This window comes from Cupriavidus sp. FW306-1B-F12B (assembly GCF_058781795.1).
The window spans coordinates 60,339-75,878 of record NZ_JBYSXC010000015.1 but is presented as its reverse complement, the minus strand read 5'-3'; the positions used below and the strand labels follow the sequence as shown (position 1 = coordinate 75,878).

Below are 15,540 nucleotides of genomic sequence, written 5' to 3'. Positions count from 1 at the left end.
TACAGCCCCCTTCCGCTCCCGTTTCAAAATAAAAGAAGGGGCCATCGGCCCCTTCTTTTGATGCCTTCAGCTCCGCGCGCGTCAGGCCATCGCGTAGCACATCAGCGCACCCACCCCCATCAGGAACACGAACAGCACACCGGCCAGCGCCAGCGGCTTGCGTCCGGCGCGCACCAGGTCGCCGATGCGGGTGTGCAGGCCGATCGCCAGCATCGCGCAGGCCAGCAGCCAGTTGTCCAGTGCGATCAGCGGCGCCTTCCAGGCAGTGGGCACGGTGCCGGCCGAGTTGACCGCCATCACCGCGACAAACCCCACCGCGAACCACGGCACCGACTTCAGGATGCCATGCAAGCGGCTGCCGCCTGCGGTGCCTTGCTCGGCTTGCTCGCCGCCCTGCGGCCACAGCGCCATCACCAGCAGCAGCGGGCCCAATGCCAGCACGCGCACCATCTTGGCCACCACGGCAGCGTCGGCGGTCGGCTCGCTGATCATCTTGCCGGCGGCGATCACCTGGGCCACCTCGTGCAGCGTCGCGCCGGTAAAGATGCCGAACATGCGCTCGCTGACGGCCCAGTGCCAATGGCCTGTCGCCAGTTCGTACAGATAGGGATAAAGCAGCATGCCGACGGTGCCGAACAGCACCACGGTCGCCACCGCCACGGCGGTCTGCTTGTCGTCGGTGCGCACCACCGACGATACGGCGATGGCCGCGGCGGCACCGCAGATGGCACTGCCGGAGCTGACCAGGATCGCTTCGCGGCGGCTCAGGCCGAAGAACGTGGTGCCCACCCAGGTGCCGAACAGCAGCGTGGCCACCAGCATGGTCAGCGGCACCACGATGCCCGGCAGCCCCAGCGCGACGATCGAGGCAAAGGTCAGGCGCAGCCCGTACAGTGCCACGCCCAGGCGCAGCAGGTGGTGGCGTGCGACCTGCATGCCGGGGGCCAGCGGCGCCAGCCAGTGGCGCGGCAGCGTATTGGCCGCGACCATGCCGGCGCACATGGCCAGCGTCAGCGCGCTGAGGCCATAGCGCGCCACGGCCGGATGCTCGGCCAGCGCAATCGCCAGCCAGGCAATGCCGCCCAGCGGGACCAGTGTCAGCAGGCGCTGCGACCACGGCGGCGGCAAGGCCGGCGCGGCGGCCGGGGTGGTGCGGGGGGCGGAGACGGAGGACATGGCAGGCTCGGGTCGTGTTCTTTAGTGACTCAAGCGTACTGGCGCCCCGCTAACCCGTAAAACGGGTAATATCGGTATGCGTTATTGATTATATCGATATGGACCACCGCCCCGATCCCCGGCCCGAACACCGCCCCCTGCGCCTGACGCTGCGCCAGCTGTCCGTCTTCGTTGCCGTGGCCCAGCATGGCAGCACCATGGCGGCGGCGCAGGCACTTGCGATGTCGCAGTCGGCCGTCAGCGCCTCGCTGGCCGAGCTTGAACGCGCGCTCGACAGCCCGCTGTTCGACCGCGTGGCCCGCCGGCTCAGCATCAACGAGACCGGACGCCAGTTTTTCCCGCGCGCGCTGTCGCTGCTGGACCAGGCCCAGGAACTGGAGCGCTTTGCCACCCAGACCGGCGTGCAGCTGCGCATCGCGGCCAGCAATACCATAGGCAGCTACATCCTGCCGCCGCTCCTGGCGGGCTTCCGCCATTCGCGCAGCGGCCCGTGCACGCTGGACCTGCGCATCGGCAATACCCGCGAGGTGCTGCAATCGCTGCTGCAGTTCGACGCCGATATCGGCCTGGTCGAAGGCGCCAGCCATGAGCGCGACCTGCGCAGCGTGCGCTGGTGCGACGACGAGATGGTGGTGGTGGTCGGCCCCTCGCATCCGCTTGCGGCCGCGCCGCATGACCTGGTGGCGCTGCGCGATGCCGAATGGATCGTGCGCGAGCCGGGCTCGGGCACGCGCGAGGTCATCGAGGAACGGCTGGTGCCGTTGCTGGGCGAGTTGCGCTTCGCGCTGGAGCTGGGCAACGCCGAAGCCATCAAGCGCGCCGTAATGAGCGGCTTCGGCGTCAGCTGCCTGTCGCTGCATGTGGTGCGCGATGAACTGGAGCGCGGCACGCTGGTGGCGATCCGCGACGGCCTGCCACGCATCGTGCGGCCGCTGCAGCTGGTGGTGCACCAGGACAAGTTCCCGACCCAGGGGCTACTGGCCTTTACCGAATACCTGCGCACCATGGCGCCGCGGATCGGCGGCTGAGCCGAACCCAGGCTACGGTCATGCCGGCTGCGGATCCGCGCTGCGATGGCGCCGCGCCGTGTACAGGTCGAGCAGGTGGAACAGCACCGGATTGAGCATGATCGACAGCAGCGCCCCGGCCAGGATCAGCGCCTGGCCGCGCTCGGGCAGGATCTTCAGGTAGACGCCGAGGCTGGCGAGAATGAACGAGAACTCGCCGATCTGCGCCAGGCTCACGGCAATGGTCATGCCGGTCTGCCCGGAATGCCCGAAGGCACGCACGATGCCCAGCGCCGCCAGCGACTTGCCCACCACGATGATAAACACCGTCGCCAGCACGCCCCACGGGTCGTTGACCAGCACCATCGGGTCGAACAGCATGCCCACGGATACGAAGAAAAGCACGGCGAAGGCATCGCGCAGCGGCAGCGACTCTTCGGCCGCACGATGACTGAACTCGGACTCCGCCAGCACCATGCCGGCAAAGAACGCGCCCAGCGCGAACGACACGCCAAAGAGCGCATAGGCGCCGTAGGCCACGCCCAGCGCCGTCGCCAGCACGCCCAGGCGGAACATCTCGCGGTTGCCGGTCCAGACGATGCGCTCCAGCATCCACGGGATAAAGCGCCGGCCGATCACCAGCATCACCGCAACGAAAGCGGCCACCTTGCCCAGCGTCGCGAAGATCGCGAGCACCACGTCACCGGTAGCCGGCGCGGCCTCGCCCGGTGTTTCGCCGGCGCCCGCCAGCAGACCTGCCATGGCCGGCAGCAGCACCAGGGCCAGCACCATCGCCAGGTCTTCCACGATCAGCCAGCCGACCGCGATGCGGCCCTGCGGCGACTCCACCAGGTCACGCTCCTGCAAGGCCTTGAGCAGCACCACGGTGCTCGCCACCGACAGCGCCAGTCCGTACACCAGCCCCTGCCCCCATGACCAGCCGAAGCCCCAGGCCACCAGCATCCCCATCAGCGTGGCGATGCCGATCTGCACCACCGCCCCCGGAATGGCGATGCGCTTGACCGCCATCAGGTCCTTGATCGAAAAGTGCAGCCCCACCCCGAACATCAGCAGGATCACGCCAAGCTCGGCCAACTCCGGCGCCAGGGCCTGGTCGGCGGTATAGCCAGGCGTGTGCGGACCGACCACGATGCCTGCGCACAGGTAGCCGATCAACGGCGGCAGGCGCAGCCGGCTGGCGATGGCGCCAAGGATAAAGGCCAGGACGATACCGCCGACGATGGTACTGATAAGCGGGGTGGCGTGATGCATGCGCGCGGGATTCCTCGTGTCAGGGGCTGAACGGCTAACCCGCTCCCAGCCCTGGCAACCGCGACAGCGCCTCCGGCGCGCACCAGCGGTCAGCGCGGGGAAGTCGCCGCAACAATTGGCAGCAGCATCGGAACGGGGAAGAACGGGAAGTGCCGCAGCGGCCCCGGACACGCCGGCGGCGCGTCACGGATCGGGGATGGCGATTGACATGCTGCCCCGCTATCCATCACGCGGAGCCCCCCGAAAAGCGTACGACAGGAGTAATGTAACATGCCCGCCACGTGCCCGAGGCGCGGAGATGGCGGACGATCCGGCGCCCGGAAAACAAAAACGGCGCCGCGAGGCGCCGTTCTGCATGCAACTGGAGGCGGAGGTCGGAATCGAACCGGCGTACACGGCTTTGCAGGCCGCTGCATAACCACTCTGCCACCCCGCCAGGTGACGTGCTGCTGGATTGTATCCGCATTCAGCCGATGCTGCCGGAGCGCAGCTTCCGGCAATGTCTTGCGGCGATTCAACCCAAACAAAAAGGGAAGCGGTGCTTCCCTTTGGGGATTGGAGCGGGAGACGAGTCTCGAACTCGCGACCTCAACCTTGGCAAGGTTGCGCTCTACCAACTGAGCTACTCCCGCATACAACTTTTGCTGCCAGCCCCGCATCGTGCAAGCACGCTGCCGGACCTTCTTTAACCTGGAGCGGGAGACGAGTCTCGAACTCGCGACCTCAACCTTGGCAAGGTTGCGCTCTACCAACTGAGCTACTCCCGCAGGGGCACCGCTAAAATCCAACTAAGGCGTTTTATGCCGCAACACGCTGTTATCTCACAACATCTTGCGTCAAACCCACCTTATCTCGCTGCTTTCGTTTGCGTCGTCAGCAACGAGAATGAGATTATGCAAAGAACTGCTCTCGCCGTCAACACCTTTTCAAAAATTCTTTTCATTTCTGCGCGCCGGCGCGCGCCACCATCCCGCTGCGCTCGCGGATTTGCGGCCAGGCCAGCTTCATGTAATAGAACATCGACCAAAGCGTCAGCACCGCCGCCACGTAGATCATCCACGTGCCGAGCAGGTGGGCATCGAAGCCGAGCAGGCGGTCGCTGTACAGCAGCAGCGGGATCGCCACCATCTGCACCGTGGTCTTGAGCTTGCCGAGGAAGTTCACCGCCACGCTCTTGGAAGCGCCGATCTGCGCCATCCATTCACGCAGCGCCGAAATGGTGATCTCGCGCCCGATGATCACCAGCGCGATCAGGTCCGTGACCCGGCCCAGTGCCAGCAGCGAAAGCAGCGCCGCCGTCACCATCAGCTTGTCGGCGACCGGGTCCAGGAAGGCCCCGAACGACGAGGTCTGGTTCCAGCGCCGCGCAAGGAACCCGTCCAGCCAGTCCGTGACCGCGGCAATGATGAAGAACGACGCCGCCGTCAGGTTCTTGGCGTGCATCGGCAGCCACGCGTCGGGCAGGTAGAACACGCCAACCACCAGGGGAATCATGGCGACGCGAAGCCAGGTCAGCAGGATCGGGAAATTGAAGGGCATGGAACTCGGGCGGCGGGGGACGGTAACCAATCTTGCGATTGTCGCCGATTTCCGGACCAATCGACCATCACTGGCCAATTTCCCACCCCGCGGCCCCGCGCGCTCAGTGCAACTGCCGGTAGATCTCTTCGGCCAGGCCGCGTGAAATGCCCTCGACGCTGGCCAGTTCGTCGATGCTGGCGGCCATCACGCCGCGCAGCCCCCCGAAGCGGGTCAGCAGCTTCTGGCGCCGGCGCGCGCCGATGCCCTCGATCTCTTCCAGGCGCGAGGTGGTGCGCGTCTTGGCGCGGCGCGCGCGCATGCCGGTGATGGCAAAGCGGTGCGCCTCGTCGCGGATCTGCGCCACCAGCATCAGCGCGGCGCTGCCCTGCCCCAGTTCCAGCGACGGGCGGCCATCGGCGAACACCAGCGTCTCCAGGCCGACCTTGCGGCCCTCGCCCTTGGCCACGCCGACCAGCAGGCCGATATCCAGCCCGAGCTCTTCGAACACCTGCCGCGCCACCTCGACCTGTCCCTTGCCGCCGTCGATCAGCACGATCTGCGGCAGCTGCGCCGCGGCTTCGCTGCCGGCCTCCATGCCGCCGTCTTCCTGGATCTGCTCGACCAGCTTCTGATAGCGCCGCGTCAGCACCTGGCGCATGGCCGCGTAGTCATCGCCGGGAATGATGTCCTGGATGTTGTAGCGGCGGTATTCGCTGTTCTGCATGTCGTGGTGGTGGTACACCACGCACGATGCCTGGGTGGCCTCGCCGGCGGTATGGCTGATGTCGAAGCATTCCACGCGCAGCAGCGCCAGGTCTTCCAGGTCCAGCCCGATGGTTTCGGCCAGCGCGCGCGTGCGTGCCTCCTGGCTGCCCTGCTCGGCCAGCCGGCGCGACAGCGCCAGCGCCGCGCCCTGCTGCGCCATCTCCAGCCAGATCTTGCGCTGGCCCTGCGGCTGGCGCACCAGCGTGACCTTGCGCCCGGCGTGCAGCGTCAGCGCCTCGAGCACCGTGGCATCGTCCGGCGCATGGCTGACGACGATGATGGGCGGCGCCGGCTGCTCCAGGTAGTGCTGCACCATGAAGGCCGACAGCACCCGGGTGGCGATGCGGTCGACGGTCAGCGGCGGCGCGGTGGCGGCGCTGTCATCGTCGCGCTCATCGGCATCCTCGACGATCATCGCCGCTTCGTCGGCATGGGCCGGGAAGTAGGCCTTGTCGCCCAGATGGCGGCTGCCGCGCACCATGGCCAGGTTGACGCAGGCACGCCCGCCCTCCACGGCGACGGCCAGCACGTCGATGTCGCGCGCCTGCCCGCCCACCTCTTCCACCGCCTGGCGCTTGAGCACGGTCGACAGCGCCGCGATCTGGTCGCGCACGGCCGCGGCCTGCTCGAACTCCAGCCGCTCGGCATGCTGTTCCATCTTGCCCTGCAGGCCTTCCAGCACCTCGGTCTGGCGGCCTTGCAGGAAGCGCGCCGCGTTGGCGACATCGCGCGCATAGTCCTCTTCGCTGATGGCGTTGACGCACGGCCCGGTGCAGCGATGGATCTGGTGCAGCAGGCACGGCCGCGTGCGGTTGTTGAAGACGGTGTCCTCGCAGGTGCGCAGCTGGAACACCTTCTGCAGGATCTGCATGCTCTCGCGCACCGCATAGGCGCTAGGGAACGGCCCGAAGTACTGGTGCTTGCGGTCGGTGGCGCCGCGGTAGTACGCCATGCGCGGGAAGCGGTGCCCGGTCAACTTCAGGAACGGGTACGACTTGTCGTCGCGGAACAGGATGTTGTAGCGCGGCGCCAGCGCCTTGATCAGGTTGTTCTCGAGCAGCAGCGCCTCGGCCTCGGTGCGCACCACCGTGGTATCGATGCGGGCAATGCGCGCCACCATCATCGCAATACGCGGCGACAACTGGGTCTTGTTGAAGTAGCTCGACACCCGCTTCTTCAGGTCGCGCGCCTTGCCCACGTACAGCACATTGCCGGCCGCGTCGAAATAGCGGTACACGCCCGGCAGGCCGGGCAGGCGGGAAATGACCGGGCGCGGGTCGAACGGCTCCGGCGGCGCTTCAGCAGCCGCCTCGGCAGTCACCTCGGCTGGCCGGGCGGCCGCCGCTTCGGCCGGAACTTCGTCGGCGGGATTTGGGGAATCGGGTTGCTGGTCGGACATTGGGGACGGTGACCGCTACACGGCCTGCGCGCATCAAAACGGCATGGCCTCTAAAATCGCAAGTTTAGAGCAATTCAGCGCGCGCCCCGCCCGCCCCTCACCCGCCATGCCTATCCGCTCCTGGGACATCTTCTGCACCGTGATCGACAATTTCGGCGACATCGGCGTCTGCTGGCGGCTGGCACGCCAGCTCGCACAGGAACACGGGCACGCGGTGCGGCTGTGGGTCGATGACCTGGCCAGCTTCGCGCGGCTGGCGCCGGAACTCGATACCGGCGCCACGGTGCAGCGCCTGGCGGGCGTGGAGATCCGTCCGTGGCGGCCGGGTGGCGACAGCGTGGATGACACCGCCGGGGTCGAGCCACACGATGCCGTCATCGAAGCCTTCGCCTGTGATGTGCCGCAAGCCTTCCTGGCCCGCATGGCCGCGCGTGACCCCAAACCCGCCTGGATCAACCTGGAATACCTGAGCGCCGAGCCTTGGGTACGGGAGCACCATGCGATGCCCTCGCCCCATCCGCGGCTGCCGCTGGTGAAGCATTTCTTCTTCCCCGGCTTCGAGCCCGGCACCGGCGGCCTGCTGCGGGAATCGATGCTGGGCGCGCAGCGCGCCGCCTTCCTCGGCGGCACGGCTGCCCAGGCGGCCTTGTGGCACCGGCTGAGCGTGATGCCCCGGCCCGATGCGCTGCGCGTGAGCCTGTTTGCCTACCGCAACCCGGCCCTGCCCGCGCTGCTGGAGCAATGGCGCGATGCCGCCGAGGCGGTCCATTGCCTGGTGCCCGCAGGCCTGGCCGCGGACCAGGTCGCCGAATGGCTGGGTGCCCCGCTGCGGATTGGCGACCCGGTGGAACGCGGCAGCCTGTGCGTGCAGCTCATCCCTTTCGTACGCCAGGAGCACTTTGACGAACTGCTGTGGGCCTGCGACCTGAACTTCGTGCGCGGCGAGGATTCCTTCGTGCGCGCGCAATGGGCGGCGCGGCCGCTGGTGTGGCATATCTACCCGCAGGACGATGCCGCGCACCGGGTGAAGCTGGACGCCTGGCTCGACCTGTTCGGCCAGGGCGGCGTGGCGCCGGAAGCAGCGGCCGCGCTGACGGACTTCTGGCACGCCTGGAACGGCTATGGCAATGCCGTGGACTGGCCGCGCCTGCGTGCGCACCTGCCGGCACTTGCCGCGATCGCAGCGCGCTGGGAGCGGCGTTTGCAGCATCCCGGCGATCTTGCCGCCAACCTGGTGGCGTTTTGCGAAAATCAGGTAAAATGATCGGTTGATTCAAATGGCGACCGGGCCGGAGAACCAGGGCCTTTCCCAGGCGTCAGACCGACACTGGGCGAAGACCTGTATGCAAGCTGAGCACGGGGTCGCGAGCGCGTGAACGCCTCTCGTTGGGGCTCACAGGCTCACCGCAGGTGATGCCGGCAGCGCGCCTTCGCCATTCCAAATTCCTACTTTCTATTTCAGGAAAACAGTTCAGATGAAAATCGCACAGGAACTCCGCGTCGGTAACGTGTTCATGATCGGCGGCGATCCGATGGTCGTGCAGAAGGCCGAATACAACAAGTCGGGCCGCAACGCCGCTGTGGTCAAGATGAAGTACAAGAACCTGCTGACGGACGCACCGGGCGAGTCGGTGTTCAAGGCCGACGACAAGTTCGAGGTCGTGGTGCTGGAGCGCCGCGAATGCACCTACTCGTACTTCGCTGACCCGATGTACGTGTTCATGGACGCCGACTACAACCAGTACGAAGTCGAGAAGGACAGCATGGGCGACTCGCTGAACTACCTCGAAGACGGCATGAACGTTGAAGTGGTGTTCTACAACGACAAGGCCATCTCGGTTGAAATGCCGACCACGCTGGTCCGTGAAATCGTCTACACCGAGCCGGCCGTCAAGGGCGACACCTCGTCGGGCAAGGTGCTCAAGGGCGCCAAGATCAACACCGGCTTCGAGCTGCAAGTGCCGCTGTTCTGCAACATCGGCGACAAGATCGAAATCGACACCCGCACCGGCGAATACCGCAGCCGCGCCAACTGAGGCGCTTGCTTCGCCCCGCTTCAGCGCGGGGCCGGTCAACAAAAATGGCAGCCGCGGCTGCCATTTTTGTTTGTGCACGCGGCCCCGTTCAGGCGATCAGGTCGTGCTCTTTCAGCGTGCGCAGCGCGGCGCGGTACTCGCCTTCCTGGTGCAGCTTGTTCCAGTCCAGCGGCTTCCTGCGCGCGAACAGCTTGCGGATGCGGCGCTGCGAGGTCTTGTCGATGCCCACGTCCAGCTCGGTCAGCAACTGGTCGGCGCGCTCCGGGTGGTTGCAGATCAGCACCATGTCACAGCCCGCGGTCAGCGCGGCGCGCGCGGCCTCGGTGACATTGCCGGCGACGCTGGCGCCTTCCATGCTGAGGTCGTCGCTGAAGATCACGCCCTCGAAGCCCAGCTGGGCGCGCAGCACGTCCTGCAGCCAGTAGCGCGAGAAGCCGGCCGGGTTCGGGTCGACCTTGGGGTAGATCACGTGCGCCGGCATCACCGACGACAGCGACAGGCCCAGCCACTCGTACGGGCGCGCATCCTGCTCCAGGATCTCGTCCAGCGAGCGCTCGTCGACCGGGATCGCCACGTGCGAATCGGCCTCGACGTAGCCGTGGCCAGGGAAGTGCTTGCCGCAGTTGCTCATGCCGGCCAGCAGCAGGCCGTGGTTCAGGTGGCCGGCCAGCATCGACACCACGCGCGGATCGGCGTGGAAAGCACGGTCGCCGATCACGGCGCTGCGGCCGTAGTCCAGGTCCAGCACCGGGGTGAAGCTCAGGTCGATGTCGCAGGCGCGCAGTTCGGCGGCCAGCACATAGCCGCAGGCCACGGCGGCCTTGGTCGCGGCCAGCACGTCGCGCTCCCACAGCTCGCCCAGGCGGTGCATCGCCGGCAGGTGGGTGAAGCCGTCGGTCTTGCAGCGCTGCACGCGCCCGCCTTCATGGTCGATGCAGATCAGCACGTCGTCGCGCACCGCGCGGATGGCGCGCGTCAGCGCCTGCAGTTGCGCGCGCGACTCGAAATTGCGCGCGAACAGGATCACGCCGCCGGTCAGCGGATGCGCGATGCGGCGCGCATCTTCCGCGTCGAGCTGCTTGCCGACGACGTCGAGGACCACCGGGCCCGGCCGCTTGCCGGAGTTCTTCTTGGACATGGAAGTTGTTGGATTCACAAGGCTGTAGGTTGGGAAGCCGCCCCGCCCGCACGCTCGGCAATGGCGAAGGCGACGGCAAAGTCGTGCTCGTCACTGACACTGACCCGCACGGTGAGCCCGCGTTCCGCCAGCCATGCGGCCAGCTCGCCATGGCATACCGGCGTGGGCTCGCCGGACGGCAGGTTCATCAGCTCCATGGCGCGCCACGTCATCGGCCAGCGCATGCCCAGGCCGATGGCCTTGGAGAACGCCTCCTTGGCAGCGAAGCGCGTGGACAGGAAGGCCAGCCCGCGCTTCTCGGAGCGCGCCTTGCGCGCGTGGTACTTGGCCAGCTCATCGGGGCCCAGCACCTTCTCGGCGAAACGGCCGTTGGTGCGTTCCATCACGCCCTGCACGCGGGCGATCTGGATGATGTCGGTGCCGACGCCGTAGATCACGCCGGGGCGCCCGCGGCAGGATAGCGCGTGCCCAGGCGCGCGGCGACCATGATGGCCTTCATCTCGCGCACCGCGTTCTCCCAGCCCGCGAACACCGCATGCGCCACGATCGCGTGGCCGATGTTCAGCTCCTTGATGCCGGGCAGCGCGGCGATCGGCTGCACATTGGTGTAGTGCAGGCCATGGCCGGCGTTGACCACCAGGCCGTGCTTCTGGCCGGCATCGACGCCATCGGCGATGCGGCGGAACTCGAGCGCCTGCTCATCGGGCGTATGCGCATCGGCATAGCGGCCGGTATGCAGCTCGATCACCGGCGCGCCGCACGCGGCCGCCGCGGCGATCTGGTCGGCATCGGCATCAATGAACAGCGACACGCGGGTGCCGGCACCGGCCAGCTGCGCGCACGCCGCCTTGACCTGCTCGAAACGCCCGGCCACATCCAGCCCGCCCTCGGTGGTCACTTCCTCGCGGCGCTCCGGCACCAGGCATACGTCCTGCGGACGGATCTCGCAGGCGATGTCGAGCATCTCCTGCGTGAGCGCGCATTCCAGGTTCATGCGCGTGGCCAGTTGCGGACGCAGCGCGCGCACGTCGGCATCGCGGATATGGCGGCGGTCTTCGCGCAGGTGCAGCGTGATCAGGTCGGCGCCGGCCTGTTCCGCCAGCAGCGCGGCACGGATGGGATCGGGGTACACGGTGCCGCGCGCGTTGCGCAGCGTGGCGACGTGGTCGATATTGACGCCAAGGTCGATGACGCCCGGATTTGCGTGGAAGATCATGCGAGCAGGTGCAGGAGTGAGTCGGATGGTTCTTGAGTCGGTCAGAGATACTGCAGGTCGATCAGAATCTGGCGCGTCTTCAGCGGCGCGCCTTGCAGATAATAATGCAGCAGGAACCGCATCAGCGCGCGGCTTTGCGCGGCGGTCTGCGCGCGGCTGTAATCGTCCTGCGCCATGTCCAGCAGGGTCTGGCCGGTCACCACCGGCCACGACGACGGGTCGCTCGGCTGCGCGCGGCGCACGCCGCGCTCTGGCTGGTAGACATAGTCCAGGCCCGGCTGGACCCGCTCGCCGGTGCTCAGGCACTGGTCAAACGCAACCGCGAAGCCGGTTTCCTGCAGCAGCACGCGTTCAAAGCTGCGCAGCACCAGCCCGGCTTGCTCGCCGTGCGCCAGCCGCGTCAGCGTCGTCAGGTAATGGCGGAACAAGGCCGGATGCGCATCCTCGCGCGGGCAGAAGCGCATCAGCAGCTCGTTCAGGTAGAACGCCGACAGCAGCGCGTCGCCGGCCAGCGGCGGCATGCCGCCGACCCACTCGGCCTTGGTCAGGGTCTTGACCTCGCCGCGGCCGCTCCATGACACCGAGACCGGGTGGAAATGCTGCAATACCGCGCGCAGTGCGGAGTGCGGGCGCTTGGCGCCCTTGGCCACCATCGAGATGCGGCCGTAGTCGCGCGTGAACAGGTCCAGGATCAGGCTGGTCTCGCGATACGGCCAGGCATGCAGCACAAAGCCGGGCTGCTCGGCCACGCGCGACTCGGGCCGGGCCGGCACGATGCGCATGGCGCGATCCATCATCGCGCGCGCGGCAGCGTCGGCCATGCCGGGCAGCGCCTTGCTGTCGAGCAGTTCGGCGGCCTCGTCGACCACGGGGTCGGCGCGGCGGGACCGTGGCGCCGGCGCCGGCGCGCGCGCGATGTCAGCCGTCTTGCTCACTGGTCGCTCGCTGTTGTGCTCACTCGTAGCCGTACGCGCGCAGCCCTGCTTCGTTGTCGGCCCAGCCGCTCTTCACCTTGATCCACATTTCCAGGTAGACCTTGCCGTCGAACAGCTTTTCCATGTCCAGGCGCGCCTCGGTGGAGATCTGCTTGAGCTTGGCGCCCTTGTTGCCGATGATCATGGCCTTGTGCGCGTCGCGCTCGACCAGGATGGTGGCAAAGACGCGGCGCAGGCGGCCTTCGGTCTCAAACTTGTCGATGATCACGGTGCTGGTGTACGGCAGCTCGTCGCCGGTCCAGCGGAACACCTTCTCGCGGATGATCTCCGAGGCCAGGAAGCGCTCGCTGCGGTCGGTCATGGCGTCGGCGTCGTACATCGGCTCGCCTTCCGGCAGGTAGGGCCGGATGATCTCGAACAGGCGCGCGATATGGTCGTGGGTCTTGGCCGTCATCGGCACCACTTCGCGGAACGGGAACTGCTGCCCCATCTTTTCCAGGAAGGGCATCATCACTTCCAGGCGGTTCTCGCCGTTGACGCGGTCCAGCTTGTTGGCGACCAGCAGCACCGGCGTGTTCTTCGGCAGCAGCGACAGCACCTTCTCGTCGTCGGCGCCGTAGTAGCCGGCCTCGACCACGAACAGGACCAGGTCCACCGACGACAGCGTGGACGTGACCGCGCGGTTCAGCGAACGGTTCAGCGCGCTGGCGTGGCGGGTCTGGAAGCCCGGCGTGTCGACGAACACATACTGCGCGTCATCCGTGGTCTGGATGCCGACGATGCGGTGGCGCGTGGTCTGCGCCTTGCGCGAGGTGATGCTGATCTTCTGGCCGACCAGCGCGTTCATCAGCGTGGACTTGCCCACGTTGGGGCGGCCGACGATGGCCACGGTGCCGCAGCGGAACGCCGCGGCCGGGGTATCCGCCGCGTCTTGCTGCGGATGGGTAGATTCGGTCATTCCTTCAACCTGAGAGACAGCTGTGGGTCTTGCGGCACGGGTTGCTTGCGGGTCTTGCCGGTGCGCTCGGCGCGGCTGCGCTTGAGCAGCTGCGGCACCAGCTTCTGGACTTCATCCAGTGCCAGCTTGGCGGCGGCCTGCTCGGCGGCGCGCCGCGAGGCGCCGGTGCCGAACACCCGGACTTCCAGTTTAGGCACCGTGCACTCGACTTCAAACTGCTGGCTGTGCGCGGCCCCGTGTGTGGCGATTACGTTATATTGCGGCAGGGCGATCTTGTGGCCCTGCAGGTATTCCTGCAGCAGGGTCTTGGCGTCCTTGCCCAGCGTGCGCGGATCGACCTGCTCCAGGATCGGGATATAGAGCTTGCGGATCAGCGCGCGCGCGGCGTCGAAGCCGGCGTCGAGAAACACCGCGCCGACGATGGCTTCGAGCGCATCGGCGAGGATGGACGGACGGCGGAAGCCGCCGCTCTTGAGTTCGCCCTCGCCCAGGCGCAGCGTGTCGGACAGCTGCAGCATCTGGGCGATCTCGTACAGGGCCTGCTGCTTGACCAGGTTGGCCCGCACGCGCGACAGGTCGCCCTCGTCGAGCTTGCCGAACATGCCATAGAGCATGTCGGCCACGGCGCAGTTGAGCACCGAATCGCCCAGGAATTCAAGGCGTTCGTTGTGCTGGGCGCTGTGGCTGCGGTGCGTCAGCGCCTGTTGCAGCAATTCGGGCTTGCTGAATCGGTAGCCGAGTCGTTGCTGCAAGGCGTCGAGGTTCATATCAGTGCTGCGTTCCTGAATAGGTAATCAGTAGGCTCAGGGGTCCGTAGACGGGTACCTCGGTCCGGTACGAGAAATCGACCGACTGGATGGTGCCGTTCTCGTCTTCCCGGATCAGGAGGTCCTCGGCCTTGATTGCGGTAATCCGGTCGATGGCTGCCTGCTTTTCAAAAAAATCGACCACTTCGCGCTTGTTGGCGGCGCGCTGCTTGGCATAGCTGGCGGCGCGCTTGACCGAAAAATACTCCACCAGGCTCGGGATCGCGCGCAGGGCCGGCAAGGCCACCCCGATCACGAACACCACGATCACCAGCAGCGTCCAGACGGAAAACCCGCCTATGCCTGCCCGGCGTCGTACCGGATTCCTGCCCCCCACCTTCCCAAGTTGACCCATGATGCGCTCGTCCTCGTTTAGCGTTGAGTGTTCTTGCGCCGCGGGGATTCTTATTTGAACGTTCCCACGCGTCCGAAATTGCCCAGGTTCATCCAGATTACAAAGGCCTTGCCGACGATATTCTCATCCGGCACGAACCCCCAGAAACGGGAATCCAGGCTATTGTCCCGGTTGTCACCCATGACGAAATAGTGACCTGCAGGTACCTTGCAGGTCACGCCCTGCTGATTGTAAGTGCAGTTTTCCCGGTACGGGAAATCCGGGTCCGCCCCCGCGATAAACGCCGGGCGGTCGGCGTCGTTCAGGATGCCATGATCGACGCTGCCTGGCAGCTTTTCGCGGAAATGCCTGGAATATGCCAGGCGCTCCTCGTCCAGGAAATCCGGCAGCGCGGCGTACTCGGCCGGCTTGCCGTTGATGGTCAGGCGCTTGTTGGCATACTGCACCACGTCGCCCGGCACGCCGATCACGCGCTTGATGTAGTCGAGCGACGGGTCCTTCGGGTAGCGGAACACCATGACGTCGCCGCGCTGCGGCTCGCCCATGTCCATGACCTTCTTGTTCACCACCGGCAGGCGGATGCCGTACTCGTACTTGTTGACCAGGATGAAGTCGCCGATCAGCAGCGTCGGGATCATCGAGCCGGACGGGATCTTGAACGGCTCGACCACGAACGAGCGCAGCACGAACACCGCCAGGATCACCGGGAAGAAACTGGCCGAATATTCCAGCCACCACGGCTGGCGCAGCTTTTCCTCGGCCAGGCGCTTGCGCGTGGCGTCAGCTTCCGCCGCGCCGAAGCGGCCCTGCAGGTCGGCCTGGCGCGAATCGAACTCGGCCAGCGCCAGCCGCGCCGAAGAGCGGCGCTGCCGCTCGAACACGAGCTTGTCCGCAACCCACGCGACGCCCGTAATCACCACCAGCACAAAAAGGATCAGTGCAAAATTCATGACGGC

15 protein-coding genes and 3 tRNA genes are annotated in these 15,540 nt (G+C 66.6%); 3 read left to right on the top strand and 15 right to left on the bottom strand.

What is annotated here, in order from left to right; genetic code table 11:
• Window positions 1–81 precede the first annotated feature (81 nt).
• Window positions 82–1,176 (bottom strand): YeiH family protein, encoded by a 1,095-nt coding sequence (locus tag AC3WLE_RS23175; protein WP_010814702.1) that lies wholly within the window; start codon window positions 1,174–1,176, stop codon window positions 82–84.
• A gap of 98 nt (window positions 1,177–1,274) precedes the next feature.
• Here AC3WLE_RS23175 and AC3WLE_RS23170 point away from each other — a divergent pair, with 98 nt between their 5' ends.
• Window positions 1,275–2,204 carry a LysR family transcriptional regulator gene (locus AC3WLE_RS23170; RefSeq protein ID WP_492319870.1) on the top strand — a complete coding sequence of 310 codons (930 nt, stop codon included), beginning with the start codon at window positions 1,275–1,277 and terminating at the stop codon, window positions 2,202–2,204.
• Window positions 2,205–2,222: 18 nt separating this feature from the next.
• Here the strand turns inward: AC3WLE_RS23170 and AC3WLE_RS23165 are convergent, their stop codons facing one another.
• The 6 genes from AC3WLE_RS23165 to uvrC all read right to left on the bottom strand — a co-directional run bounded on the left by AC3WLE_RS23165 (window position 2,223) and on the right by uvrC (window position 7,140).
• Window positions 2,223–3,455, bottom strand: a complete 1,233-nt coding sequence (locus tag AC3WLE_RS23165; protein WP_492319869.1) for a cation:proton antiporter domain-containing protein — start codon at window positions 3,453–3,455, stop codon at window positions 2,223–2,225.
• 362 nt (window positions 3,456–3,817) lie between these two features.
• A tRNA-Cys gene (locus AC3WLE_RS23160) sits at window positions 3,818–3,891 on the bottom strand.
• Window positions 3,892–4,011: 120 nt separating this feature from the next.
• Window positions 4,012–4,087: transfer RNA gene (locus tag AC3WLE_RS23155), tRNA-Gly, on the bottom strand.
• A gap of 59 nt (window positions 4,088–4,146) precedes the next feature.
• A tRNA-Gly gene (locus tag AC3WLE_RS23150) sits at window positions 4,147–4,222 on the bottom strand.
• A 172-nt stretch (window positions 4,223–4,394) separates the two neighbouring features.
• Entirely contained in the window at window positions 4,395–4,994 is a 600-nt protein-coding gene (pgsA, locus tag AC3WLE_RS23145) for a CDP-diacylglycerol--glycerol-3-phosphate 3-phosphatidyltransferase (RefSeq protein WP_013957352.1), read from the bottom strand.
• Between the two features lie 103 nt (window positions 4,995–5,097).
• The gene (uvrC, locus tag AC3WLE_RS23140) at window positions 5,098–7,140 is read right to left on the bottom strand and encodes an excinuclease ABC subunit UvrC (protein ID WP_492340336.1); all 2,043 of its coding nucleotides are present in this window, start codon (window positions 7,138–7,140) and stop codon (window positions 5,098–5,100) included.
• Window positions 7,141–7,246: 106 nt separating this feature from the next.
• Between uvrC and earP the strand changes: the two genes are divergently transcribed.
• Both earP and efp read left to right on the top strand, forming a co-directional pair.
• A complete protein-coding gene (gene earP, locus AC3WLE_RS23135) occupies window positions 7,247–8,404 on the top strand; it encodes an elongation factor P maturation arginine rhamnosyltransferase EarP (protein ID WP_492319867.1) in 1,158 nt (385 codons plus the stop codon).
• Window positions 8,405–8,615: 211 nt separating this feature from the next.
• The gene (efp, locus tag AC3WLE_RS23130; protein WP_010814696.1) at window positions 8,616–9,176 is read left to right on the top strand and encodes an elongation factor P; all 561 of its coding nucleotides are present in this window, start codon (window positions 8,616–8,618) and stop codon (window positions 9,174–9,176) included.
• Between the two features lie 88 nt (window positions 9,177–9,264).
• On the opposite strand, the gene nagZ is transcribed toward efp, so the two are convergent.
• From nagZ to lepB, 8 genes are read right to left on the bottom strand one after another with little or no spacing between them, the layout of a single operon-like run.
• Window positions 9,265–10,314 (bottom strand): beta-N-acetylhexosaminidase, encoded by a 1,050-nt coding sequence (gene nagZ / locus AC3WLE_RS23125; RefSeq protein WP_492319866.1) that lies wholly within the window; start codon window positions 10,312–10,314, stop codon window positions 9,265–9,267.
• Between the two features lie 14 nt (window positions 10,315–10,328).
• Window positions 10,329–10,751: a holo-ACP synthase gene (gene acpS / locus AC3WLE_RS23120; protein ID WP_340520375.1), complete on the bottom strand. Its 423-nt coding sequence runs from the start codon at window positions 10,749–10,751 to the stop codon at window positions 10,329–10,331.
• Entirely contained in the window at window positions 10,748–11,530 is a 783-nt protein-coding gene (gene pdxJ / locus AC3WLE_RS23115; RefSeq protein WP_492319865.1) for a pyridoxine 5'-phosphate synthase, read from the bottom strand. Before pdxJ ends, acpS begins: the two co-directional genes overlap by 4 nt.
• A 41-nt stretch (window positions 11,531–11,571) precedes the next feature.
• Complete coding sequence (gene recO, locus AC3WLE_RS23110; RefSeq protein WP_439670798.1) at window positions 11,572–12,465, bottom strand: DNA repair protein RecO; 894 nt, start codon at window positions 12,463–12,465, stop codon at window positions 11,572–11,574.
• A 19-nt stretch (window positions 12,466–12,484) separates the two neighbouring features.
• A complete protein-coding gene (gene era, locus AC3WLE_RS23105; RefSeq protein ID WP_010814691.1) occupies window positions 12,485–13,423 on the bottom strand; it encodes a GTPase Era in 939 nt (312 codons plus the stop codon).
• Complete coding sequence (gene rnc, locus AC3WLE_RS23100; RefSeq protein ID WP_010814690.1) at window positions 13,420–14,190, bottom strand: ribonuclease III; 771 nt, start codon at window positions 14,188–14,190, stop codon at window positions 13,420–13,422. Before rnc ends, era begins: the two co-directional genes overlap by 4 nt.
• Before the next feature lies 1 nt (window position 14,191).
• Entirely contained in the window at window positions 14,192–14,584 is a 393-nt protein-coding gene (locus tag AC3WLE_RS23095; RefSeq protein ID WP_492319864.1) for a DUF4845 domain-containing protein, read from the bottom strand.
• A gap of 50 nt (window positions 14,585–14,634) precedes the next feature.
• Complete coding sequence (gene lepB, locus AC3WLE_RS23090; protein WP_011615721.1) at window positions 14,635–15,534, bottom strand: signal peptidase I; 900 nt, start codon at window positions 15,532–15,534, stop codon at window positions 14,635–14,637.
• Window positions 15,535–15,540: the final 6 nt, after the last annotated feature.